This window comes from uncultured Cellulomonas sp., from assembly GCF_947494015.1.
In the GTDB taxonomy this organism is placed as follows: Bacteria; Actinomycetota; Actinomycetes; order Actinomycetales; family Cellulomonadaceae; genus Pengzhenrongella.
This window is the reverse complement of the sequence record NZ_CANLTL010000001.1, coordinates 306,554-330,776: the sequence shown is the minus strand read 5'-3', so window position 1 is coordinate 330,776 and position 24,223 is coordinate 306,554. Positions and strand designations below refer to the sequence as shown.

Genomic DNA, 24,223 nt, shown 5'->3' with positions numbered 1-24,223 from the left:
CGGCCGTTGGGGTGGCATGGGACGACGGGTGCAGGGGGGTGCTCGCGCATGACGCAGTGGCGCGAGGTGCTCGACGAGATGATCCGTGAGCGGCGGTCCGCGCTGGTGGGCTACGCCTGCCTGTTCGTCGTCGACCGCCGGGAGGCCGAGGACCTCGTGCACGAGGCCGTCGTGCGCACGCTCTCCCGGACCCGGTCGGTCACCGACGTGCACGCCGCCGAGGGATACGTGCGGGCGGCGATCCGCACCACCTTCCTGGACGGCGTGCGCCGGCAGCGCACCTGGCGTGAGCGCCTCCACCTGCTGGCCGACCCGACCAGCGCGCCCGCCGCCGAGCACGCGGCCACGGCCGCCGTCGACGTGCGGTCGGCGCTCGCGGCGCTGTCGCCGCGGGAACGAGCCTGCGTCGCGCTGAGGTACGTCGACGACCTCCCGGTGGCCGACGTCGCCGCCGAGCTCGGCATCGGCGCGGGAGCCGTGAAGCGGTACCTCAGCGACGGCACCCGCAAGCTGCGCGAGGCCCTGGGGATGCCCGACGACGCCCCCGGTGAGCCGGGCCACGAGCGATGGATCGTCACGACGGCACGGGAGACCGAGGCATGAACGAGAACCTGCGCGACGCCCTGCACGGGTTCGTCGCCACCGAGAGCCGCGCGGCGCACGCCACGCCGCCCGAGCTGGACCGCGAGATCGACCGGCTGACCCGCCGGGTGGCCCGTCGCCGCGCCGCGCGCGCCGGCGGGGCGGTCACGTCCGCCGCCGCCGTCACCGTGGTCGCGGTGTCGCTGGTGCTGGGCAGCGGCGCCGGCCGGGACCCAGCCCCGCCCGCCCCCGCCGAACCGGCGCCGTCGTCGACCTCACGGCCCACGCAGGCGCCGCCGGTCGCCCCGCTCCCCGAGCCGGTGGCCACCCCGGCCCCGCAGCCGACCGTGGCGGTGGTGCCGTCGCTCGCATCGGCGCAGCCGATGGCCCCCGGCCTGCTCGCGACCACCGACGGCGACTGGCGGCTCGTGCGGCACCAGGTCCCGGCCACGCCCGGGGGCGACATGTCACCGGCCGGGGTGTACCTGCTGGCTCCGGACGGCGCCGTGTACGAGGTCCCGGTCGTGGGCGACCCGGCGGCCTGGTACCTGCTGGACTGGCTGCCGGGCACGTCCCTGGCGCTCGTCCAGCAGGTCGCCGACCCCGTGATCGAGGTGATCGACCTGCTCACCGGCGCCACCGTGCACGAGGTGGGCGCCGGGTGGGCGCAGGCGCAGTTCGTGCGGGACGGCAGCCGCGACGTCCTCGTCGCCCAGCGGGACGGACCGTCGACGGTCGTCACCCGGCGGGTGGGCCTGGACGGGGCCCTGCGCGCGACCGGACCCGCGGTCGAGGTGCCCTACGGCACCACGGCGTGGGTCGCGAGCCCGTCCACGTCGGACGTCGTGGTCAACGCCGTCTCCGGGCCGCGGGTGGTCGCCGCGGGCGACCTCTCGGCCGTGGCGACGCTCGCGCCGTACCCCGACCGCCCCGCCGCGTGCCGGGCGTGGGGCTGGGTCTCGGACGCCGAGGTGCTGCTCGAGTGCGCGACCGGCGGCACCGCCGACTACGCCGTCGGGGACCCGAGCGAGTTCTGGGTGGCTCCCGTCTCCGGACCGGCCCGGCTGCTCGCGGGCATGCCGCCGGCGACCCGGGTCGGGGGCGTGTGGCGGGTCGGCGCCCGGCTGGTGGCGGGCCTGTCCGGCCCGACGGAGTCCGAGGCGTCGTGGTGGGAGGTCGGCCCGGACGGGGTCACGCCGCTCAGCAGCGGCGGCACCCCCGCCGTCACCGTCGTCGACGTGCGCGGGTCCGAGCTCGTCGCCGTGCAACGGTCCCCGTGGGGCAGCGACCCGTCGACGGCGACCCTGGTCGCGGTCGACCCGGCCACCGGCGCCACCCGGACGCTGCTCGCGACGCCCGACGGCGACGCGCCGAGCGTCGCCGTGGTCCCGGCGGCGTTCGGTGATCCGCCGCAGACCCACACGGGCGACTGACGCCCGACGCGGGGGCTCGGGTCAGCTGAGGAACTTCGCCGTCCCGCGGGTGGCGAGCACGCGCGCGAGCGAGGCGATGAGCGAGGTGAGCGCCGCGGCGACCGCGACCTCGAGGATCCGCGGGTCGTCGTCGTCCTCGGGCTTGGGGGGCGTGTGGCCCGTGACCCGACGCCAGACCAGGCCCACGACCTTCTGCGCTGCCCAGACGGCGCCTCCGGCGACCGCCAGACCGACGACCTTGGAGACGGTGGACTGGGTGGACTCGTCGACCACGGGGAACCTCCTGAGCAGGTGAGCGGACGCCCACACGCTAGTGCGGCACGGCGCTGTCCGCCGGGTGCGCGTCCGCCCGGATCAGCGGCCTGCCTGAGCGCGCACCCCCGTGCCGGTCGCGCCCGCACCCGCCGGCACGTCGCCGACCGCGGCCAGGACGGCGGCCCGGGCGGCGGCCCGCTCGGCGGCGCGGCGGGCGACCGGGTCGGCCAGGCGCGGCATCAGCGGACCGACCACCGCCATCGCCAGCACGTAGGCGGCGACGGTCGGGGCCAGCCGGGGGTCGACCGCGCTGCCTGCCAGCCCGGCGATGACGATGGAGAACTCACCGCGCGCGACCAGCGCCGCCCCGGCACGGATGCGGCCACCGGGACCGATGCCGGCGCGGCGTGCGGCGACGTACCCGGTGACCCCCTTGGTCGCGATCCCGATGACGACCAGCGCCGCGGCCGGCACCAGCACCGCGGGCAGCTGCTCCGGATCGGTGGAGAGGCCGAAGAAGACGAAGAACACCGCGGCGAACAGGTCGCGCAGCGGCTCGAGCAACGGCCGGGCCTTGGTGGCGACCTCGCCGGACAGCGCGATGCCGAGCAGGAAGGCGCCGACGGCCGCCGAGACGTGCACGGCCTCCGCGGCGCCGGCCACCAGCAGCGCCAGCCCGAAGACGCGCAGCAGCAGCACCTCGCTGCCGCTGTCCGCGGCGACGAGCCGGGAGACCTGGGTGCCGTACCGCAGCGCCACCACCAGCACGAGCGCGAGCACCACGAGGGCGATGGCGACCGACTGCAGCGCGGTGGCACCGCCCGACGCGGCGAGGACGGCCGTGAGCACCGGCAGGTAGACCGCCATCGCCAGGTCCTCGAGCACCAGGATGCCCAGGATGGTCGGCGTCTCCCGGTAGCCGAGGCGGCCGAGGTCGGTCAGCACCTTCGCGACGATCCCGGAGGAGCTCACCGCGGTGATGCCGAACATGGCCAGCGCGCTGACCGGCCCCCAGCCGAGGGCGAGCGCGAGCAGGGCGCCGGGCAGCCCGTTGAGCAGCAGGTCCAGCACGCCCACGGGGGCCTGCCGGCGCAGCTGCCCGACGAGCTCGGGGGCCGAGTACTCCAGGCCGAGCAGCAGCAGGAGCAGGACGACGCCGATCTCGGAGCCCGCCTCGAAGAACCCCTCCGGTGCGTCCAGCGGGACGATGCCGCCGGTGCCGAACGCCAGGCCGGCGAGCAGGTACAGCGGGATCGGGGACAGGCCGACCCGGGCCGCCAGACGCGCCAGCAGGCCGAGTCCGAACAGGACCGTCCCCAGCTGCAGGAGGAGGGAGGCGGTGTGCACCCGTCAGCCGTCGGCGAGCAGGCGGTGGACCGCGGCCACCCCGTCGTCGGTGCCCACGACGATGACCTTGTCGCCGGCGACGAAGCGGAACGTCGGGGCGGGCGACGGGGACACCTCCCCGTGCCGGACGACCGCGACGACGGACACCCCGGTCCGGGTCCGGATCTGGGCGTCGCCCAGGGTGCGGCCCACGTAGGGCGACTCGGGCGCCAGCACGAGGCCCTCGGTGGCGATGCCCTCGACCTGCTCGCGCAGCCGGGCGAGCCGTTCGGTGACCCGGGGGGCGCCGAGCAGCTCGGCGAGGGTGCTCGCCTCCTCCGGTGTCAGGTGCAGCACCGCCTGGCACGCGTCGGGGTCGTGCTGGTCGTAGAGCACCAGCTCGCGGTCCCCGTTCACCTGCGAGACCACGCCCACGCGCCGTCCACCGCGGATCGCGAGCTCGTGCCGGAGCCCGACCCCGGGCAGCCGCGTCTCCTCGATGTCCATGTCATGCCCCTCCGCCGACGACCGTCGCACCCTGCCACCACCGGGCGCGGGTGTACAACGCCGTGCGGGCGTCACCTCTTCCGGCCGGCTCGACGTGCGCCGCCGCCGCCCTTGGCCCCCTGACCGGCGCCGGGTCGGGACCTCGATCCGGCTCCGGACCGCGGCGGGACGGCCGGGTGTAGGGTCGCGTCGAACGACAGGGGAGCGTCGCCGGTCACGGACGACGCTGAGAGTGCGGTGAACCGCAGACCCTCGAACCTGATCCGGTTTGCACCGGCGTAGGGAGTCGGGCTTCTCATTCCCCGTGGTGCCGTGGTGTGCCCGCGTGCGGGCGCCGAGCGGCGGCGCGGGGAACCCCTCCTGCATCCATGAGGAGGACGAGTCACATGACCACCACCACCGGTGCCCCGGGCACCAGGGCGAGCGCCGCCGCCCGCACCGTCACTGCCCGCACCGCCGTCGCCCGCACCGCCGTCGCCGGGCTGGCCGGCCTCGTGCTGGCGGGGTGCTCGACCGTCGGCACCGGCAGCGCGGGCGAGCCCGACGGCGGGTCCGACGGCACCGCCGACGGCGGCACCGTCACCCTGGTCACCCACGACTCCTTCGGGCTCGGCGAGGAGTTCGTGACGGCCTTCGAGGAGCGGACCGGGCTCACCCTGGAGGTCGTGCAGCCGGGGGACGGGGGCGCGCTCGTCAACCAGCTGGTGCTCACCAAGGACTCGCCGATCGGCGACGCCGTCTACGGCATCGACAACTCCTTCGCGTCGCGCGCCATCACCGAGGGTGTGCTGGCGCCCTACACGTCCCCGGAGCTGCCGGCCGGCGCCGAGCAGTACGCGGCCGACGACGAGGGCCTGCTCACCCCGGTCGACCTGGGCGACGTGTGCGTGAACGTCGACCACGAGTGGTTCGCCGAGCAGGGCGTCGCCGAACCGACCACGCTCACCGACCTCACCGACCCCGCCTACCGCGACCTGCTCGTCGTGACGAACCCGGCGACGTCGTCCCCGGGCCTGTCCTTCCTGCTGGCGACCGTGGGCGCGTTCGGCGAGGACGGCTGGCAGCAGTACTGGGCCGACCTGCGCGACAACGGCGTCAAGGTCGTCGACGGCTGGTCGGACGCGTACAGCGTCGACTTCTCCGGCTCGGCCGGCGAGGGCGCGCGTCCGCTCGTCGTGTCCTACGCGTCGTCGCCGCCCGCGGAGGTCGCCGAGGGTGCCGACGAGTCGCCCACCGGGGCGCTGCTCGACACGTGCTTCCGGCAGGTGGAGTACGCCGGGGTGCTGGCCGGGGCGGACAACCCCGAAGGCGCGCAGCAGCTCGTCGACTACCTGCTCAGCCCCGAGGTCCAGGCGCAGGTCCCGGACGCGATGTACATGTACCCCGTCGACGGGTCGGTCGCGCTGCCGCAGTCGTGGGAGCAGTTCGCGCCGCTCGCGCCCGAGCCGTTCACCGTGGCCCCGGAGACGATCGACGCCCACCGTGACGAGTGGATCAGGACGTGGACCGACACGGTCATCGGCTGACCCTGGCACCGGACCCGGCCGTCCCGCCCGCCGCAGCCGCCCCGCGGTCGTCGGCGGGCCGGCCGGGTGCGCCCGCCGCCCCCGGCCGGCCCGTACCGCCCGTGCCGCCCGGCGCGCCCGGCGCGCCCGTCGCGCCCGGCGTGACCGGGCCGCCCGTGGCGACCCCGGCCGGCCGGGGCGGGCGACCCTCGCGTCGCATCGCCTGGGGGCCCGTGGTCGGGTGGGCGCTCGCGGCCGGGGTGCCGCTCGCGTTCCTGGGCTTCTTCTTCGGGTGGCCGGCGGCTGCGCTGGTGGCGCGCGGCTTCACCACCGACGGCGCACCGGACCTGTCGGGCTTCGCGGAGGTGTTCAGCCGCCCGCGCACCTGGCGGATCGTCGGGCAGACGCTGGCGCAGGCCACGCTCGGCACCGTGATCTCGCTCGCGCTGGGCATCCCCGGCGCGTACGTGCTCTACCGCCGCCGGTTCCGCGGCCGCGGGGCGGTCCGGGCGTTCGTGACCGTGCCGTTCGTGCTGCCCACCGTCGTCGTGGGCGTCGCGTTCCGATCGCTGCTCGTCGAGGGCGGGCCGCTGGCCGGGCTGCGGCTGGACGGCACCATGACCGCCGTCGTCGCGGCCCTGGTGTTCTTCAACTACGCGGTGGTGGTGCGGACCGTCGGGGGGCTGTGGGAGCGCCTGGACCCGCGGGCCGAGCAGGCCGCCCGGGCGCTGGGCGCGCCGCCGTGGCGGGCGTTCACCGGGGTCACGCTGCCCGCGCTGCTGCCCGCGATCGCGTCGGCCGGGTCCCTCGTCTTCCTGTTCTGCGCAACGGCGTTCGGCACCGTGCTCGTCCTGGGCGGGCCCCGGCTCGGCACCGTCGAGACCGAGATCTGGGTGCAGACGACGCAGTTCCTCGACCTGCGCACGGCGTCCGTGCTGTCCGTGGTGCAGCTCGTCATCGTCGCCGGTGCGCTCGCCGTCGCCGGTCGAGCCCGCGCGCGCGGCGAGCGTGCCCTGCACCTGGCCGGCGCGGACCGGTCGACCCCGCTGCGGTGGCGCACGGCGGGCCGGGGAGACCGCGGTGCCGCGGTGCTCACCGCCGGCGTGGTCGTGCTGCTCGCGCTGCCGCTGGCCACGCTGGTCGCCCGGTCGCTGCGCACACCGGACGGCTGGGGGCTGGCGAACTACGCGAACCTCGGCACGGTCGGCGACGGTCTCGCGGTCACGGTCTGGCAGGCCGCCGGCAACTCGCTGCGGGCCGCGGTGGACGCCACCGTGCTCGCGCTGGTCGTCGGCGGGCTGGTCGCGCTGGTGGTCTCGCGGCGCCCGCGGTCGCGGTCCGGCCGGCGCGCCGTCCGCGGCCTGGACGCGGTGTTCATGCTCCCGCTCGGGGTGTCCGCGGTGACCGTCGGCTTCGGCATCCTCATCACGCTGGACCGCCCGCTCGGCCTGCCGGTGGACCTGCGCACGAGCGGCCTGCTGGTGCCGGTCGCGCAGGCGGTCGTCGCGGTGCCGCTCGTCGTGCGCACGGTGCTGCCCGTGCTGCGCGCCGTCGACCCCCGGCTGCGGGAGGCGGCGTCGGCCCTCGGGGCGGCGCCCGGACGCGTCCTGGCCGCGGTCGACCTGCCCATCGCCGCCCGCGCGGTCGGCCTCGCGGTCGGGTTCGCGTTCGCGGTCGCGCTCGGCGAGTTCGGCGCCACGTCGTTCCTCGCGCGTCCCGACGCGCCCACGCTGCCGGTGGTGATCTTCCGGCTGATCGGACGGCCGGGTGCGGACAGCTCGGGGATGGCGCTCGCGGCGTCGGTCGTCCTGGCCACCATGACCGCCGGGGTGGTGGCGCTCGCCGAGCGGCTGCGCGGCCCCGGGACCGGAGGACTGCTGTGAGCCCGTGGAGGAGCTGCGAGCGCAGCGAGCAGGGCGCTGCGGGCGGGCGGGAGGCGCTGTGAGCGTCACCGACCGCACGACGACACCGGCCGCCACGACGTCGACGTCCGCCACACCGGCTGCCACGACGCCGGGTCCCGGGACGCCCGAGGTGGCGCCGCAGCCGCGCGGGCTCAGCGTCCGCGACGTCGTCGTGCGCTACGACGACGGCGACACGGGGCCGACGACGGCGGTCGACGGCGTCTGCCTGGACGTGGCGCCCGGCGAGGTGGTCGCGCTGCTGGGGCCGTCCGGCTGCGGCAAGTCCAGCCTGCTGCGCGCCGTCGCGGGGCTCGAGCCGCCGGTCGCCGGGTCGGTCCGCTGGGACGGCGCCGACCTCGCGGGTGTGCCGGTGCACCGACGCGGGTTCGGGCTGATGTTCCAGGAGGGGCAGCTGTTCCCGCACCGCGACGTCGCGCGGAACGTGGCGTTCGGGCTGGAGATGGCCGGCGTGGGGCGACGTGACCGGGCGGACCGGGTCGAGCGGCTGCTGCGCACGGTCGGCCTGGCGGGGTACGGCCGGCGCGCGGTCAGCACCCTGTCCGGTGGTGAGCAGCAGCGGGTCGCCCTGGCGCGAGCGCTCGCGCCGACGCCGCAGCTGCTGCTGCTCGACGAGCCGCTGTCCGCGCTGGACCGGTCGCTGCGTGAGCGCCTCGCCGCGGACGTGCGGCGGACGCTCGTCGAGACCGGCACGACGGCGCTGTTCGTCACGCACGACCACGACGAGGCGTTCACCGTCGCCGACCGGGTCGCGGTGATGAGCGCCGGGCGCCTGCTGCAGGTCGACACCCCGGCCCGCCTGTGGCGCCGGCCGCGGTCCCGCGCCGTGGCGGAGTTCCTCGGGTACGAGGCGTTCGTGGTGCTGGACGACGACGCCGGAGCGGACGGTGCGGGCGGCGCCGCCGAGCCCGCCCGGGCGATCCGTGCGGCGCTGGTGCGCGCGCTCGCGGTGCCGGACGGGGGCGTGGTGCCGGACGGGGGCGTGGTGCCGGACGGGGCTGCGGTGCCGGACAGCGGTGCGGTGCCGGACGGGGGCGCCGTGTCGGACGGCGGTGCAGCGGCCGCCCGCGCCGAGCCCTCCAGCGGCGCGGTGGCGGCGCTGGCCCGCGGTGCGCTCGTCGTCGACCTCGCAGGGGGGCGGTCGGCGGCGGGCGCGCACGTGGACGGGGTGGTGCAGGGGACGACCTTCCGCCACGGCCGGACCGAGGTCGCCGTCGACGTCGCCGGGGTGGGGTCGGTCACCGCGGTGGCCGCCGGCGTCCCGGTGCTGGCGCCGGGCCAGCGCGTCCCGCTGCGCGTCGACCCGGACCTCGTGGCCGTCGTCCCGGGCTGACCGGCGGGCGTTGACCGGTGGACTCCGGCCCGCCGGGCGGCCCGGGCGGTCAGCCCACCGGCTTCGTCCACAGCCCGCTCACGCCGGCCGGGCGGAACCCCAGCGCGACGTTGATGCGGAGCATGTAGCTGTTCTCCTCGGCGTTCCAGGTGTGCACCCGGCGCGCCGTCGGGCGCACCTCGGCCAGCCGCTGGAGGTTGGCGGCCTTGACCAGCTGGCCCAGGCGGTGGCCGCGGTGCTCGCGCAGGACGAGCGTGTCCTCCTGGAACACGACCGTGGGTGCGTGCAGCGGGTACTCCACCTCGGTGAAGCCGACCAGCGTCCCGGTGGGGACGTGCAGCGCGGCGGCACCCAGCCAGCCCCGCCCGCTCGCCCGGGTGTCGGCCGCCGCGTCGAGCAGCCGCCGGGCGTCCCACGGGTCCTCGGTCGCCTCGACCGCGCCCCGGGGCACGTCCGTGCTCATCCGGGTCACCAGCACGGCGATCTGGTCCACCCACTGCCCGGGGTAGCGGTCCTGCCAGGTGACCACCCGGTAGTCGGGACCGGCGGCGTCCTGCGCGTCGGCGCGCAGGCGGGCCAGGTGCCCGGGGTCGACCGGCAGGTCCAGCACGCTGTACCGCTCGGACTGCTGCAGCACGAGCCCGCCGCGGGCGGCCAGGCGCGCGAACGGGTCCGTGCGCCGGATCCGCCCGCTGCCGGTCGGCGGCGTCACGGCGTCCGGGTCGTCGGCGTCCGGCTCGGGGCCGTGGTCGCTCGCGACCAGCAGCAGCCGGCGTCCGAGGTCCCGGGTGTGGCGCTCCGCCGCCGCGAGCAGCAGGGTGCCGACGCCGCGGCGCCGGTGGTCGGGGTGCACCAGCAGGCCGCACTCGACGAGGTGGGTGTCCCCGAGCTGCGGGGCGCGCAGGTGCAGCGCCCCGACGACGTCACGCGGCCGGTCGGGGTGGGTCACCACGAGGTGGGTCCGGGCCACGTAGCGCTGGTCCCGGAGCGCCACGAGCGTCTCCTGGACCGAGTAGGCGAGGTCGTCGTGCCCGCGCAGGTCCCTCTCGACGAGGCGCTCCAGCTCGACCTCTCCTCGCAGCGCCCAGGCGTCGTCGTCGTCGAGCGAGGCGGGGACGGGGACCGTCCCGAGCGTCCACGGGGTCGCTGTGGTGGTCGTCATCGCCCGAGCGTCCGCCGCCGGGGCGCGGCGGTCCAGGGGTTTTCGCGAGCGCGGTTAGGCTCCGCCGCATGGTGTGGCTCGAGGTCGTCGGCTGGCTGGGATCGGCGCTCGTGGTGATCTCGTTGACGGTCGCCGGGGTGTGGCGGTTCCGCGTGCTCAACTTCGCCGGCGCGCTCATCGCGACGGGGTACAACACGTGGCTCGAGATCTGGCCGTTCGCGGCGATGAACGGCGCCATCACGATCATCGACCTGTACTGGCTGGTCCGGCTGCACCGCGAGCGGCACGACGAGGCGAGCTACGACGTCGTCGAGGTCGGGGCCGACGACGCCTACCTCCGGCACACGCTGCGCATGCACGCGTCCGACATCGCCCGGTTCTACCCCGGCTTCTCCGCCGACCGGTCGCCCGACGACGGCCCCGCCGGCCGCCGGGCGTTCCTGGTGCTCCGCGGGGACGAGACGGTGGGTGCCGTCGTCGTGCGCGACCGGGGCGCCGGGGTGGCGCAGATCGAGCTCGACTACGTGACCCCGCGCTTCCGTGACTTCACGCCCGGGGAGTTCGTCTACCGGCGCAGCGGCATCTTCGCCCGGCACGGCTTCCGCACCGTGGTCGCGCCCGACGACGTCGTCGGCTCGCGCGACTACTACGCGCGGGTGGGGTTCCACCGGTCCGACGACGGCTGGGTCCGCGACGTGCGGGACGCCGCGGTGGGGTGAGAGGGGGCGCTGGCTGGGCCTGCGCTGGCCGGGCTCGTGCTGGCTGGGCCCGTGCTCGCGGCGCCCGCCGGCAGGGCATCCGCTCGCTCGTCGCCGGCTCGCGCGTCCCGCGTGGAGGTCGTGTGAGGGCCGCCGAGGCGGTCGTCGGCGAGGGGACGTGTGCTCGGCACAGGCAGTCGTGTCGACCGCGCCCGGGTCGCGTGAAAGGGTCGCGTGAATAGCGGCCCGCATCGGTGTCGATGGCGGCCATGGGAATCCGAGGGGCCGGCCGTCGATCAATGCATTCCGGTGGTGTCGATGCGACCCCAGGGCGCGCACTTCGTATACCCGTCCACAGCCGTTTCTCCGGTTCTCGGGCATGTCAGTGGGTCGCCCTAGTGTGGGTGCAGAAGGGCGGGGTCAGATTCCCCGGAATCCTCGGCGACGCGGCGGGAGGGGGATCATGCCGGCCGACCGGTCGTTCTCCGGGCCGACGAGGGCGTCGTCGTTCGACCTGTCGATGCTGCCGCCGGATGTCGCCGCGGGTGTTGCGGACCTGCTGGCGGCGACGGAGGCGCTCGCGCAGATCAGCGTCGCCGACCTCGACGGGCCAGGAGCCGCCGTCGTGGCCGGCGCGGTGGCCTCGGTGACCAGCCGACTCGGCGTGGTGGGGGCGCGGATGCTCCCGGTGGTCGAGGCCGACGGCCGGTGGGCGCTGAGTGGCGCACGCTCCTTCCCGCGGTGGGTGTCCGCGCAGCACCGGATCAGCGCACGTGCCGCCCACGCGCAGGTCCGCCTGGGTCGTGCCCTGCGTGACCACCTGCCGACCACGGCGCAGGCGGCGGCCACCGGCGACATCACGCTCGAGCACACCCAGCTGATCGCGAGGTTCGGGCCAACGACGGAGCGACGCCGCGAGGCGCTCGCCGACCCCGAGGTCGAGTGCAACGAGGAGTTCCTCGTGGGGCAGGCGCGGGTGTGGCCGGTCGACTCGTTCGCGATCGTCGCGCGCCGCTGGGCCGCCGCGGCCGACCCGGACGCCGACGACCGGGGGTACCGCGAGGCGGCCGACCGGGAGCACTTCACCATGTCGCCGATGCCGGACGGCTACCACCTCGCGGGGCAGCTGACCCTCGAGCACGGGCAGTGGCTCAAGTCGGCGCTGGAGGCGGTCACGCGGGTGCCGTCTGCCGGCGACGAGCGGACGTCCGCGCAGCGGCGCGCGCAGGCCCTCGGCGACGTGGCCCGGGTCGTGCTCGAGAACGGCCTGGCACCCAAGCGGTGCGGCGTGCGGCCACGGATCACCGTGCTGGTGCCCTATGCCGCCGTCGCTTCCGGGTCCGCGCGCGGCCGCGAGGGTGTCGATCATTCAGCATGCCCCGACGGCGCATTCTCCGCGGCGGTCGGTGGCGACTCGCCCGTTTCTGGCCCGCGATTCGAGGACGGCGTTCCCGTTCCGAGAGCGCTGCTGGACCGGCTGATGTGCGACGGCGAGATGAACCGCGTGATCTTCGGCCCGGAATCGGAGATCATCGACGTGGGCCGCGCGGAGCGCACCTTCACCCGACATCTGCGGTCCGCGGTCATCGCGCGGGACAAGCACTGTCGATTCCCGGGCTGCACCGCTCCTCCCGTTCTCGGCGAGTGCCACCACGTCGAGCAGTGGGCCCGCGATCGCGGACCGACGTCGGTGGCCAACGGCATCCTGCTGTGCTGGCTCCATCACGACCTGGTGCATCGCCGCGACCTGCGCATCCGGCGCCGGGAAGGCCGGTGGGAGTTCGAGGACCGTGACGGACGGCCCGTCGTCGACGACCTCGAGGTGCCGTACCCGCGGAGGATGTGACGCGTGAGGCCGGCCGTCACCGCGCTCGGTGGAGGCCTTCCGCGAGGGCCGCAGACACGGGGTCGATGAACGCGACGTACACCGCCCGTCCGGTCGTGGGACGGCGCTGCTCGATGAGGAAGGTGCAGTCCACCTCGGTGCCGTCACGTCGCAGCACGGGCAGGACCAGCGGGACGCCGAGGACGTGCGCCTGACCGGTGGTCAGGTGACGCGTGAACCCCGAGACGTGGGCCTCGCGCAGGTGCGGCGGGATCAACGCCACGATGCGGCGGCCGACCAGATCGTCCACGTCCCACCCGAGGGCGCCGGCCAGCGGTGCGCTGACGGCGACGATGCGGTTGGCGTCGTCCGCGGCCACCACGCGGCGATCGGACGTGCGGACCTCGGTGGTGAACGTCCGCAGGGCGTGCGCGGCATCGACGTCGACGTCACCCATGAACCGGGCCGAGTCCGTCCCCGGCCACGGTGACGCGTCCACCCCGCCCAGCTGGGCCTGCACCTGTTCGCACGCCCAGTCGCGAACCGCGACGACCTCGGGCAGCCCCGGCCGGGCGAGGAGCTGGCCGGCGGCCGCGAGCTCCTCGGCGACGTCGAGCGCGTCCTGCATGGCCGCTGCGTCCGCCCCGGTGCCCTCCGTGACCTCGAGCTCGACGTCGAACGGAGGCGGGACGGCAGGCAGGGGGCTGGGGTGCCCGCTGGGCAGCGCGGGCTGCGCCTCACCGCGCCGCTGCGCCGCCTCGATCACCGCGACGACCGCGTCGGAGATCAGCGACCGGGCCCGGTCGGCCGCCGCCACGTCGACGTCCACCGGGTGGCTCGCGCGGTAGAACGCGAGCTCCCGCAGCAGGGCGTCGTCGTGCTGGCGGGCGGCCAACCACAGCGTCGGCGGGACTCCGACGAGACGGATCGTCCGCACCGGCGCGCTGGCCGTGGCCGCAGCCGACCACGCGTCGACGGTCCAGTCGGCGGTGTGCCAGGCGGCGACCATCTCGCCGTCGGACCGAGCCGGCTCCGGGGCGCCGACGGTGAACCACAGGGTCTTCCCCGCCGGGCCGAGATCCTCGACCCCGTGGCTGTCGCTGACCGCGGCGACCAGCGCGAGCCCGCGCCCCGTGGTCGCGTGCAGGTCGTAGTGCCGCTGGAGGGGGGGCATGGGGTTGAAGTCCCGCACCGCGACGCGGATCGACCGCGCCACGTCCACGGTGACCTCGACGTCGGTGTGGGCGTGCAGCACCGCGTTCGTGACCAGCTCGGTGCAGGCCAGCTCTGCTGCGTCCAGGCAGTCCAGCCGGTCGGCGTCGCTGAGGACCTCCCGGAGCAGCTGCCGGGCCCGGCGGGCGCTGCCGAGGTCCGGGGGGAGCCGGACGGATCTGGTCGCGGTCGCGAGGGGTCCGCCCGTCTCGTCGCCGGCACCGTCCGCTGGGGTCACGCGCACCATTAGACCGTGCGCGGTGCGACCGCCGCCCCGGTGACCGGCCCACCGCAGGTGACCGGCGCGCCGCGCGTGCACCAGGTCGCCGCACGTGACCAGCGCGCAGTACGTGGCCAGCCCGCAGTACGTGGCCAGCGCGCAGTACGTGACCAGCGCGCAGTACGTGACCAGCCCGCCTGGTGACCAGACCGCCCGGTGACCAGCCCGCCTGGTGACCAGACCGCCCGGTGGGGTCCGCCACCCGGACGGGCCTCACACCCGTCGCTCGAACCGATTCGGTTCGGAACATCCGGGCAACGGCGCCGAAACGTCCCGACCATAGGTTCCGTCTCGTCGTCCACGGACCAGAGACTGGAGACCCTGTCGTGAGCACCTTCTCCCAGCGGCGCAGCCGCGTGGCCGGAGTCGCCGTCGGCGCATTCCTCGCCACCGGCGGTCTGGCCGCGGTCAGCGCCCCGGCCGCCACCGCCGTCCCGGCCGCCACCACCGTCCCGGCCACCACCACCGCCTCGCCCACCACCACCGCGCCCACCACCGTCTTGCCCGGCTCTGCCCAGCGCCGGTCGCCCGTCACAGCCGTGGCAGACACCGAGCTGCCGGACCCCACCACCTTCACCATCACCGAGGCCCTGACCGCGCTGGACGCGGGCGAGTACACGTCCGTCGAGCTCGTCGAGGCGTTCCTCGCCCGCATCGAGACCTACGAGCCGTACTACAACGCCTTCACCCAGATGAACGTCGACGCGCTCGACGACGCCGCCGCCTCGGACGAGCGACGCACCGGCTCCGACGACGTCCGCCCGCTCGAGGGCGTCCCGATCGTCATCAAGGACTCCCTCGACGTCGCGGGGATCCCCACGACCTCGGGCTGGGCGCTCACCGCGCCGATCGCCGGGGGCCTCGCCCTCGTCCCGGAGACCGACGCGCCGGCGGTGCAGCGACTGCGCGACGCCGGCGCCATCATCCTCGGCAAGACGAACCTGCCGACCCTGGCCCGCAGCGGCAACAACGCCAACACCAGCGCCTACGGGCCCACGTACAACGCGCTCGACCAGGACTGGGCGCCCGGTGGGTCGTCGTCGGGATCCGCGACCTCCGTGGCCGGCGACTTCGCCGTCGCCGGCATGGCCGAGGAGACCGGGGGGTCGATCCAGAACCCCGCCTCCGCGCAGAGCCTGTACGGGGTCAAGCCGACGTTCGGCCTGGTGCCGAACACCGGCAACTTCCCGCTGAGCGGCTCCACCCGCGACGTCCTCGGACCGCTCACCAAGACCGTGGAGGACGCCGCCGTGATGCTCGACGTCCTGGCGGGGTACTCCCCGCAGGACCCGAAGACCGAGGGTGCGGTGGTCCCCGAGGGCGGCTTCACGTCGCAGCTGTCCACCACGGCGCTCGAGGGGAAGCGCATCGGCCTGTACGGACCGGGCTGGCGCGTGGGCAGCAACAGCGAGCTCTCACCGGAGACCGCCGAGCTCTACGCGCAGGCCGTCGCCAGGCTCGAGGAGCAGGGCGCGACCGTCGTCGAGGACCCGTTCGCGGGGTCCGGCTTCGCCGAGCTGCGTGCCGCCGGCGGCGAGACCGGCATCGGCCCGCTCAACAACTACGCCGTCGAGCAGTACCTGCAGCGGCTGGGCGCCAGCGCGGCGGTGAGCTCCATCGCCGAGCTCAACGCCTGGGCGGACGCCAACGGGTTCGAGGACGACACCCTCATCGACGCCATGCTCGGTGACGTCAGCCAGGAGCCGGACCTGTCCGGCTTCCTGGCCCGCCGCGACGCCTACCTGACCACGTTCGACCAGGTGATGGCCGACCACGACCTCGACGCCCTCGTGTTCCCGCAGCAGGTCCAGGAGGTCGGGCCGATCTTCGGCGGCACGGTGGCCGCCAGCACCGTCTCGGAGATCAACTTCGCCCAGGTGCCCGGCGTCGTCGTGCCGGACGGCGCCTACGCCAGCGGCAAGCCGTTCAACCTCCTGTTCCTCGACACCAAGTGGACCGAGGCGGAGCTGCTCGGCTACGCCTACGACTACGCCGAGGCCTACGGCGGTCGCGTCGTCAACCGTGACCTCGCGACCACCCGAGGCCCGTCGTTCGTCGACGTGCCGGCGGCCTACCCCTTCAACGACGAGATCAGCTGGCTCGTCGAGAACCGCATCACCACCGGCTACGAGGACGGCACCTTCCGGCCCACGGACGCCGTCTCGCGCCAGGCGATGGCGGCCTTCCTCCACCGGTTCTCGACGGGCGAGCGCAACGCCCCCGCGTGCACCACCGCGCCGTTCGTCGACGTCCCGGTCGACCACCCGTTCTGCGGGGAGATCGGCTGGCTGGTGGAGCAGGGGATCGCGAGCGGCTACCCCGACGGCACGTTCGGGGCCACCCTTCCCGTCTCGCGCCAGGCCATGGCGGCGTTCGTGCAGCGACTGGTCGACGGCGACGTCCCCGCCGCGTCGTGCACGGGTGAGCCGTTCGCCGACGTCCCGACGTCGCACCCGTTCTGCGCCGAGATCGCGTGGATGAAGGCGCAGTCGCTGTCCACCGGCTACGTCGGGGGCGTGTACGAGCCCGCCTCCGCCGTCTCCCGTCAGGCGATGGCGGCCTTCCTCCAGCGTCTGGACACCGTGCTGGCGACCTGACACCGCGGGGCCGAGGGCGGCCGCGTCCGGGTCCACCCGGGCGCGGCCGCCGTCTGCGCGGCGGGCGTCGGTGCGGCCCGCCCTGCATGCGCTGGTCTCACCGCGTCGACCGGCCAGCCGGCGCCGCCGCGAGCGAGGACGCCGTCGCGGGCGAGGACGTCGTCGTGGGCGAGGGCGTCGTGGGCGAGGACGCCGTCCCGGTCAGAGACGTCGTCCCGGCCGGCGGCGCCGTCCTGCCGGGCGCCGTCCCGCCCGCGGCGGCGCCGGGGCGTCCGGGGCACGCGTCCAGGCCGAGGCAGGGCAGCCGCTCACTGGCCGGGCATCCCGGGTACGGCCCGGGCGTCGGCGCGGCGCCGTTGATGCGTGCGAGCGCGCAGAGCGCGGCGCAGCTGGCAGCCACCACCTGGCGACCCGCCGGGGTGAGCTCCACGCCGGTGCGGCGACGGTCGAACAAGGTCACCCCCAACGTCCGGGACAACGAGGTGATCTGCGTGCTGACGGTGCTGACGCTGTAGTGCATCTCCTGCGCGGCTCGGGTCATCGAGCCGAGCTCGGCGACCCGCACGAAGGTCGTGAGCTCTGTGACGGTTGGCACGGACGTCCCCCTGGTGCTGCGCCCACCCCCCTGGTGGGTCGCTGTTGCGGTGACACCCTGTCACGCTCCATACGACTCCGGCGCGGTTTTCGCCACCGGAACGCAAGAGCCCAGGTGAGGACGCTGGACGCCGCTTGTCCATGGACTTCTGACTTCTGTGAAGTCACGTTGACACAGGCCCGTCGGGCACCACGATGAGCGCGTCGCGGACCACCGCGACGGTCGTCGGAGGCCCGGTGCGGGCCGACGCCGGCGTCGACCACGAGCGCCGCAGGGGGAGCAGTGCCGCAGCCGCTGGTGTCGATCCTGTGCCCGACCTACAACCGGGGCCCGGCGATCCGGTCGACGATCGCGTCGGTGCTGGCGCAGACCGAGCGCAGCTGGGAGCTCGTCGTGATGTCCGACGCCAGCAGCGACGGGACCGACGCGGTGGTCGCCGACATGGCGCGGTCCGACCAGCGGATCCGGCTGCACCGCACCCGCCGCTACGGGTTCCCGTCCGGCCCCTGCAACGAGGGCGCCGCCGTCGCCCGGGGGTCGGTGCACACCTACCTCGCCCACGACGACCACTGGGAGCCGGACCACCTGGCGGTGCTCCTCCGGGCGCTGGACTCCGGTGCGGCCCTGGCGTACACCCGGGCGCTGCGCGAGCGCCCTGACGGGACCGCGCTCGGGGTGACCGAGGAGCTCGGGCAGCTGTGGCACCCGCTGCTCCAGCTGCTCAACGTGGTGTTCGAGCCGGTCCGGGCGGCCTGGGACCCGGCCGCGGTGGCCGCCGTCGGCGGCTGGCGGGAGAGCCCGGACGGGCTGGAGGACTGGGACCTGTGGTTGCGCCTGGCCGACGCCGGCCACCGGTTCGCGCCGGTGTCCGCGGTCACCGCCCGGATCACCGAGGACGCGGCCACCCGCAAGCACTCCCTGCCGTGCCCGTACGACGTCCCGCTGGCCCGCTTCGGCGACGCCGGTGCGGCGCGGCGGGCGTGGCGCGCGCTGACCGACCGCCGGCGCACCGCGGGCTTCCTCGACGCCTACCGGCAGGACACCCGCGACCTGTACACCCGGCTGCTCGACGCCGGCGAGCTCGCGACCCCCTCGGACTGGGCGGTGGACGCGGCGCGCATCGGCCGGCTCATCGACGCCGTGGTGGCCGCGGAGGGACGCGTGTGGGAGTCGCTGCGGGTGGGCCAGACGCCCGACGGCTGGTCGCTCGGCAGCGTGGTGGCCACCCAGACGCAGCGGCACGCCGTCCGCATCGCCGTGGCGACCGGTGAGCACATGCCCCGCCTGACGGCGCTGATGGCCGACGCGGTGGGGCCGGACGCGCTCGACGGCGACTCGGTGCTCGGCGCCGCGGCACGGCACGGGGCGACGGCATGATCGCGGTCTCCTACGTGCTGCCCTTCGCCGGCATGCCCACCGCCGACGTGCTGGCCTTCGCCCGCGCGGTGCACGACCGTCCCGCCGCCCGCCTGTGGCAGGGGCAGGCGGCGTCGGCCGACCCGACCCACGCCTTCGTGGCGGCGGCCGGCGCCGGAATCGGCGTCCCCGCAGGCATCGGCGTCACGCTGACCCCGCTGCGGCACCCCTTCGACGCCGCGGTCCAGGCCCGGTCGCTGGCCGAGGTCACCGGGATGCCCGTGGTCGCCGGCTTCGGGCCCGGCTCCCGGGCGTTCCAGGCCGCGCTGCTCGGTGCGCCGTACCCCCGCCCGCTCGACGTCATGCGTGAGTACCTGGGCGTGGTCCGCGAGCTGGTCGCCGGCCGGGCGGTGTCCGTGCGCGGCGCCGAGCTGCACTGCGAGGGCGCGCTGACCGGGCCGCCGAGCCATCCGGTGGAGGTCGGTGCGGGCGTGCTGCGTCCGGGCATGGCCCGGGTGGCCGGGGAGTGCGCCGACGTCGCCATCACCTGGATGACACCGGCGGGCTACCTCGCCGGCCCGATCGCCCAGGCGCTCGCGGAGGGCGCCGCAGGCGCGGGGCGCGCCACACCACGGGTGGCCGCGATGATCGGCGTCGCCGTCGAGGGGCCGGACGCCGACCTGGCGCAGCTCGTGATGGCCGCCCACGGCCGGCACCTGCGCGGCCCGCACTACCGCTCGATGCTGGAGCAGGCCGGGGTCCGGCTGCCGCGCTCGGGCTTCCGGGACATGGCCGTCGCGCTCGCCGAGGGCGGTGGCTTCCTGCACGGTGACCCGGACACGGTCGCCGCCGGCCTGGCCGGGTTCGAGGCCGCCGGGGTGGACGAGGTCGTCCTGAACCTCGCGGCGAGCTGTGCCCTGCGCGGGGTGCCGGCCGCACTGGCCGAGGCGCAGGCGATCCACCACGCCTACCTGGCCCGGGAGCGGCGTCCTGCCGCGGTCCCGGCCGACAGCAGATCCACGACGGGAGTGCTCCATGCCGCAGCTCACTGACCTCTTCGACGCCCTGCTGGTGTGGGGCGAGGGCCGTGGTGGCGCCGCCACCGGGCCGGGGACCGGGGTGGCGGTGCTGGCCGACCGGTCCGCGTTGGCGCCTGCCGTGGCGTCCGGCCTGGTCACCGACCGGACCGTCGTGCTGGTGCCCGAGGGGGACGGTGCCGCCACGGACGGCGCCGTGACGTACACCGGCGAGCTGACCGAGTCGGGCAGCGAGGCGACGGTCTGCGACGAGTTCTACCTGTTCACCCAGGACTACAGCACCAGCGCGTACCTGTCGGTGATCGGACCGACCCTCGTGCGCGTCTTCGGCGAGGAGGACCTCGCGGCCTTCGTCGCGGATGCGGACCGGGCCCGGGCCGACGGCGTCTTCCCGGACTTCCTGCTGGCCCCCGCCGCCCGACTCGCCGACCTGCCGGGACTCGGTGGCGACGCGTCCGGGGACGGTCCGCGTCGGCGCGTGTTCGTCCGGCCCGACGGCACGGTGACGACGTCGCCGACCGGCTCGCCGCTCGGCACGGTCGGCGACGGGCTGGACGCGCTCGAGGGCCGGTGGCAGGCGCTGAACGACGCCGCCGCCGCGCCGTGCGCCGTCTGCCTCGGCGACGCCGTCCCGGCGACCGTGCGGGACCGCGCCCTGCTCGACCGGCCGTGGCTGCGCGGCTACCTCGATGCGGTCGACGCGCTGCGCGACCTCACGGTGCGTGGGGTCACCGGCGCCCGGGTCTCCGGATGGGGCCACACCCTCGTCCCCGGGCTGCACGCGGCGACGCCCGACACCGCCGGCCCGCCCCGGACGACCGGGACCGCCGGCGCGTCCGGTGCGCCCGGCGCGTCCGGGGTGGTCCTGGCCTGGACCGCGCAGGAGGCGTTCCTGCGCGACCCTGCGCGCCGCCGGACGTTCCGGTTCAACCGGGACGCGGCCGCGGCGGTGGAGGCGGTCCTGGTGACCGGGTCGGTCGCCGCGGCCGCGGAGTGGGTCCCGGCGACGTCGGCGGCCCAGGCCGCGGACCAGCTCGCCGCCGTCGGGATCGCCGCCGCCCCGCGCCCGCTGGCGGTGGGCGCGTGAGCATCGCCGGCGCGGCGGCCGCGGTGGCGGCGTCGGGGTCCGCGGCGATGAGCGCCGCGGTCGTCGCCGCCCGCCGCGACCGCGCCCAGCGGGTGCAGGGCCGTGCCGCGCAGCGGCTCGCGGAGCTGGGCGACCGGGCGGTGGTCCTGGACCTGTACGACGGCGGCGGCGCGCAGCGCTACCACGAGCTGGTCCGCGGGGACCATTCCGAGGTGCGGGAGGTCCTGGCGTCGGTCCGCAGCCGCCCGGGACCGGTGCTGGAGCTCGCCGCGGGGTCCGGCCGGCTCACGCTGCCCCTGGTCGCGGCCGGGTTCGACGTCACGGCGATCGACCTGTCGGACCCCATGCTGGCCATCCTGCGGGCCGAGCTGGCGGCCCTGCCGTCCGGCCGCGGCGCGCGATGCCGGGTCGTGCGCGCCGACATGACGCGGTTCCGGGTCCGCGGGCGCTTCACGACCGTGGTGGTCGGCGCGAGCTCGACGTCCCTGCTGGACGACGACGGCCGCGCCCGGATGCTCGACCGGGTGCGGCGGCACCTGGCGCCGGACGGCGTGCTGCTGCTGTCCACCGCCGTGCGCGGCGGCGCCGGTGGGGACGGGGCGCACGGCAGGTCTGGCACCGCCGCGGACGACGCCGCCGGGACCGCGGCCGACGACGCCGAGGAGGTCACGCCGCTGCCCGATGGTGGCGTCGTCCACGAGTACTGGCCGGTGGGCGCACCGGAGCGGACCGTGACGGTCTTCCCGGCCCCCGCCGACGGTGCCGATGGTGCCGATGGTGCCGACGGTGCCGATGGTGCCGGACCCCTCGAGGTGTTCACCTCCACGGTCCGGGTGCTGCCGGTCGAGCGCCTGCGGGCCGACCTGGAGCGGGCGGGCCTGCGGGTCGTCCGGGTGCAGCGGGTCCGCTCGGACGTCCGGACCCGGCACGCGCTCGAGCTGCTCGAGGCGGTGCCGTCATGACCGTCACCGCAGCCCGGCCAGGTGCGGCTCGATCGGCCCTGTGGCCGGCCCTGCTCCCGCCGTCCCAGCACGGGCAGGACGACCTGTGCGCGGTGTCGGCCCGCGGCACCCGGGTGGCACTCGCCGACGGGCGGACCGTGCTGTGCGGCACCAGCGGCCTGTGGAACGTCAACCTCGGGTACGGGGACCCCGCGGTGGAGTCCGCGGTCGTCGCCGCTCTGCGCGAGGCGTCCTACCTGTCCCTGTTCCGTCGCGAGCACCGCTACGCCCGCGCCGCGGCGGACGCCCTGGTCGAGCTGTGCGGGCCCCACTGGTACCGCCGGGTCATGTTCGCCACCTCCGGCGGGTCGGCGAACGACCTCGCGATGAAGGTCGCCCGCCAGTACCAGGCGGTGGCCGGGCGCAGCCGCCGGCGGGTGGTGGTGGGCCTGCAGGGCAGCTACCACGGCCTGACCTTCGGGGCGCATGCGCTGACCGGCGAGGCGCTGGGCCAGGGGCTCTACGGCGTCGACACCCGCCTGGTGCGACACCTGCCGGTCAACGACGTCACCGCGCTGCGCGGCTTCCTGGACCGGCACGCCGACACGGTCGCGGCCGTCGTCGTCGAGCCCGTGCTGGGCACGGGCGCGGTGGAGCTCTCCGCGGAGTACGTCGCCGAGCTCGTCCGCTTGCGCGACCAGCACGACGTGCTGCTGGTCGCCGACGAGGTGGCCACCGGGTTCGGCCGCACCGGGGAGGCGTTCGCGTCCGACCGGTGGCCGGCGCGCCCCGACCTGCTGCTGGTGTCCAAGGCGCTGACCAACGGCACCGCGGCCGCGTCCGCGGTCCTGATCGGCGACCGTGTCGCCGGGGCGCTGACCCGCGCCGACGCGACGGTCGTGCACGCCGAGACGCAGGCCGGTACACCGATGGCGTGCGCGGCGGCCCTGGCGGTGATCGACCGGATGGGCGACCTGGACCTGGTCGGCGCGGGCCGCGCCGTGGCGGCCGCGCTGGACGAGGGCCTGACCGAGCTGTCCGCGCAGCCGTGGCTGGCCGGCGTCACGGGGCGCGGCTGCTTCCGGGGGCTGACCCTGCGCGGGCCGGACGGCGACGTGCTCGCACCCGGCGACGTGCCCGCGGTGGTCCGGCACGTCCTGGCCGCCGGCGCCGTCGTCCAGCCGGGGCCGGCCGGCATCCAGCTGGTGCCGGCGCTGGTCTACACCGCGGACGAGGTCACGGAGCTGCTGTCGCGGGTCGCCGACGGGATGGCGTCCTTCCTGGGCGCGGCGGCGCGGGGTGACGCGGCGTGACGTGGCGGGTGGTGCGCGAGTCCGCGACCATGCTCGGCCTGGGTGGGCTGCCGGCGTGGCTGGCCGCCAAGGACGCGCGGACGGTCGTCCTCTGGACGGACCCCCGGGCGGCCGCGAGCCGGACCGTGGCCGACCTGCTGCGCCGGGACGGCGTCGCCGTGACGGAGCAGCCGTTCGTCCCAGCGACACCCGACCGGCCGCTGGACTGGCTGGACGCCGCCCTGGCCCGGCCGCTGCCGGACGCGGTCGTCGCGGTGGGCGGCGGCAGCGTCATCGACCGGGCGAAGCTCTACGCGGCCTGCGCCGGCGAGCCCGGGGTGCGGCAGCGCATCGAGCCCCGCGAGCGGTGCGGGTGGGTGCCGCTGCCGCCGTCGACGGCCGCGCGCCGTCCGCTGGTCGCGGTGCCCACCACGCTCGGGACCGGCAGCGAGGCCAGCCGGTTCGCCTGCTTCGGCGGCCCGCAGGGCACGCAGCTCGTGCAGGGCGACGCCCTGCAGCCCGACCTGGCGCTGCTGGACCCGGCGGCGACCCGTGGCCTGCCGCCGGGGCAGGTGACGGCTGCCGTCGTCGAGATCCTCGGCCGCGTGACCGCGCCCTACATCGGCACGTCACGCCCGGCCCCCGTGCAGGACGGCATCACCGAGGTGCTCGTGCGGCGGCTCGTCCAGCTCGGGGACGTCGCCGCGGCCGCCGACCGGCGGGGCGCGCCGGCCGATGACGACGTCCGGCTGGAGGTCGCCCGGATCAGCGGCCGCAGCCACGACCAGTGGCTCAACGAGGGACGCGATCCGTTCGCCAGCCGGACCTGGTTCCTCGCGACAGAGCTGGCCCGGTCGGCCGGCTGCGCGAAGCCCGAGGCGCTCGCGGTGCTGCTCCCGGTGCTGTGGGCGCAGTGCGCGGCGGTACCCGCGCTCGGGTCGGCGGACCGGGCGGCGGCCCTGTGGGCGGCCATGCGCACGGCAGCGGGCGACACCCCGGACCTGCCCGCCGACCCCGGCCCCGGGCTGGGCGCGCTGTTCGACCGCTGGGGGCTGCCGGCACGGCTTGCGGTCGCCGAGGACGCCGACCGGACCGCCCGCCGGGCCCGTCGGCGCTGGGGTGCCGGACTGCCCATGCTCGCCGGGGTGCGCCTGGACGAGCTGACCACGCTCTTCGAGCGGTGCGCGCCCGCGCCCCGCCCGGACCACGGATTCCCGGCCGTGACCACGGCCGGGACGACGCCTGTCCTCACCACCCGGTGAGAGCAGGTCTGAACGA

Annotated in this window: 20 protein-coding genes and 1 riboswitch; of the genes, 14 read left to right on the top strand and 6 right to left on the bottom strand. The window is 76.0% G+C overall.

Annotated features, from left to right (window positions below; all coding sequences use genetic code 11):
• The first annotated feature begins 48 nt into the window (after positions 1-48).
• Together Q0840_RS01470 and Q0840_RS01465 are read left to right on the top strand one after the other, a co-directional pair.
• Positions 49-603, top strand: a complete 555-nt coding sequence (locus tag Q0840_RS01470) for a sigma-70 family RNA polymerase sigma factor (RefSeq protein WP_298455265.1) — start codon at positions 49-51, stop codon at positions 601-603.
• Positions 600-2,015: a hypothetical protein gene (locus Q0840_RS01465; RefSeq protein ID WP_298455262.1), complete on the top strand. Its 1,416-nt coding sequence runs from the start codon at positions 600-602 to the stop codon at positions 2,013-2,015. The genes Q0840_RS01470 and Q0840_RS01465 overlap by 4 nt, the downstream gene beginning before the upstream one ends.
• Before the next feature lie 21 nt (positions 2,016-2,036).
• Here the strand turns inward: Q0840_RS01465 and Q0840_RS01460 are convergent, their stop codons facing one another.
• From Q0840_RS01460 to Q0840_RS01450, 3 genes are all read right to left on the bottom strand, one after another.
• A complete protein-coding gene (locus tag Q0840_RS01460) occupies positions 2,037-2,288 on the bottom strand; it encodes a DUF4235 domain-containing protein (RefSeq protein WP_298455259.1) in 252 nt (83 codons plus the stop codon).
• A gap of 81 nt (positions 2,289-2,369) precedes the next feature.
• On the bottom strand, positions 2,370-3,617 hold the full coding sequence (locus Q0840_RS01455) for a cation:proton antiporter (protein ID WP_298455257.1): 1,248 nt from the start codon (positions 3,615-3,617) through the stop codon (positions 2,370-2,372).
• A gap of 3 nt (positions 3,618-3,620) precedes the next feature.
• A complete protein-coding gene (locus Q0840_RS01450) occupies positions 3,621-4,103 on the bottom strand; it encodes a cation:proton antiporter regulatory subunit (protein WP_298455254.1) in 483 nt (160 codons plus the stop codon).
• Between the two features lie 188 nt (positions 4,104-4,291).
• A riboswitch (TPP riboswitch) is annotated at positions 4,292-4,405 on the top strand.
• A gap of 84 nt (positions 4,406-4,489) precedes the next feature.
• On the opposite strand from Q0840_RS01450, the gene Q0840_RS01445 reads away from it, so the two are divergent.
• From Q0840_RS01445 to Q0840_RS01435, 3 genes are all read left to right on the top strand, one after another.
• Entirely contained in the window at positions 4,490-5,629 is a 1,140-nt protein-coding gene (locus Q0840_RS01445) for a thiamine ABC transporter substrate binding subunit (protein WP_298455252.1), read from the top strand.
• Positions 5,630-5,841: 212 nt separating this feature from the next.
• Positions 5,842-7,491: an iron ABC transporter permease gene (locus tag Q0840_RS01440; protein WP_298455249.1), complete on the top strand. Its 1,650-nt coding sequence runs from the start codon at positions 5,842-5,844 to the stop codon at positions 7,489-7,491.
• 193 nt (positions 7,492-7,684) lie between these two features.
• The gene (locus Q0840_RS01435; protein WP_298455515.1) at positions 7,685-8,863 is read left to right on the top strand and encodes an ABC transporter ATP-binding protein; all 1,179 of its coding nucleotides are present in this window, start codon (positions 7,685-7,687) and stop codon (positions 8,861-8,863) included.
• Between the two features lie 49 nt (positions 8,864-8,912).
• Here Q0840_RS01435 and Q0840_RS01430 read toward each other — a convergent pair whose 3' ends face one another.
• Positions 8,913-10,025 (bottom strand): GNAT family N-acetyltransferase, encoded by a 1,113-nt coding sequence (locus tag Q0840_RS01430; protein ID WP_298455246.1) that lies wholly within the window; start codon positions 10,023-10,025, stop codon positions 8,913-8,915.
• 68 nt (positions 10,026-10,093) lie between these two features.
• Between Q0840_RS01430 and Q0840_RS01425 the strand changes: the two genes are divergently transcribed.
• Together Q0840_RS01425 and Q0840_RS01420 are read left to right on the top strand one after the other, a co-directional pair.
• The gene (locus Q0840_RS01425) at positions 10,094-10,744 is read left to right on the top strand and encodes a hypothetical protein (protein ID WP_298455243.1); all 651 of its coding nucleotides are present in this window, start codon (positions 10,094-10,096) and stop codon (positions 10,742-10,744) included.
• A gap of 442 nt (positions 10,745-11,186) precedes the next feature.
• Entirely contained in the window at positions 11,187-12,569 is a 1,383-nt protein-coding gene (locus Q0840_RS01420) for an HNH endonuclease signature motif containing protein (protein WP_298455241.1), read from the top strand.
• Between the two features lie 16 nt (positions 12,570-12,585).
• Here Q0840_RS01420 and Q0840_RS01415 read toward each other — a convergent pair whose 3' ends face one another.
• Complete coding sequence (locus tag Q0840_RS01415) at positions 12,586-13,998, bottom strand: ATP-binding protein (RefSeq protein WP_298455238.1); 1,413 nt, start codon at positions 13,996-13,998, stop codon at positions 12,586-12,588.
• A 368-nt stretch (positions 13,999-14,366) separates the two neighbouring features.
• On the opposite strand from Q0840_RS01415, the gene Q0840_RS01410 reads away from it, so the two are divergent.
• Complete coding sequence (locus tag Q0840_RS01410; protein WP_298455234.1) at positions 14,367-16,637, top strand: amidase family protein; 2,271 nt, start codon at positions 14,367-14,369, stop codon at positions 16,635-16,637.
• A gap of 97 nt (positions 16,638-16,734) precedes the next feature.
• Here Q0840_RS01410 and Q0840_RS19010 read toward each other — a convergent pair whose 3' ends face one another.
• Complete coding sequence (locus Q0840_RS19010) at positions 16,735-17,157, bottom strand: LysR family transcriptional regulator (protein WP_367183053.1); 423 nt, start codon at positions 17,155-17,157, stop codon at positions 16,735-16,737.
• Positions 17,158-17,514: 357 nt separating this feature from the next.
• Here Q0840_RS19010 and Q0840_RS01400 point away from each other — a divergent pair, with 357 nt between their 5' ends.
• The 6 genes from Q0840_RS01400 to mpaC are packed head-to-tail and all read left to right on the top strand — an operon-like array spanning position 17,515 to position 24,207.
• Entirely contained in the window at positions 17,515-18,609 is a 1,095-nt protein-coding gene (locus Q0840_RS01400; RefSeq protein ID WP_298455227.1) for a glycosyltransferase family A protein, read from the top strand.
• Positions 18,606-19,640 carry an LLM class flavin-dependent oxidoreductase gene (locus Q0840_RS01395; RefSeq protein WP_298455224.1) on the top strand — a complete coding sequence of 345 codons (1,035 nt, stop codon included), beginning with the start codon at positions 18,606-18,608 and terminating at the stop codon, positions 19,638-19,640. Before Q0840_RS01400 ends, Q0840_RS01395 begins: the two co-directional genes overlap by 4 nt.
• Entirely contained in the window at positions 19,624-20,712 is a 1,089-nt protein-coding gene (gene mpaB, locus Q0840_RS01390) for a daptide biosynthesis RiPP recognition protein (protein WP_298455221.1), read from the top strand. Before Q0840_RS01395 ends, mpaB begins: the two co-directional genes overlap by 17 nt.
• Entirely contained in the window at positions 20,709-21,674 is a 966-nt protein-coding gene (mpaM, locus tag Q0840_RS01385; RefSeq protein WP_298455218.1) for a daptide-type RiPP biosynthesis methyltransferase, read from the top strand. The genes mpaB and mpaM overlap by 4 nt, the downstream gene beginning before the upstream one ends.
• On the top strand, positions 21,671-22,966 hold the full coding sequence (gene mpaD / locus Q0840_RS01380) for a daptide-type RiPP biosynthesis aminotransferase (protein ID WP_298455215.1): 1,296 nt from the start codon (positions 21,671-21,673) through the stop codon (positions 22,964-22,966). The genes mpaM and mpaD overlap by 4 nt, the downstream gene beginning before the upstream one ends.
• Positions 22,963-24,207, top strand: coding sequence for a daptide-type RiPP biosynthesis dehydogenase (gene mpaC, locus Q0840_RS01375; protein ID WP_298455212.1), 1,245 nt, complete (start codon positions 22,963-22,965; stop codon positions 24,205-24,207). Before mpaD ends, mpaC begins: the two co-directional genes overlap by 4 nt.
• Positions 24,208-24,223: the final 16 nt, after the last annotated feature.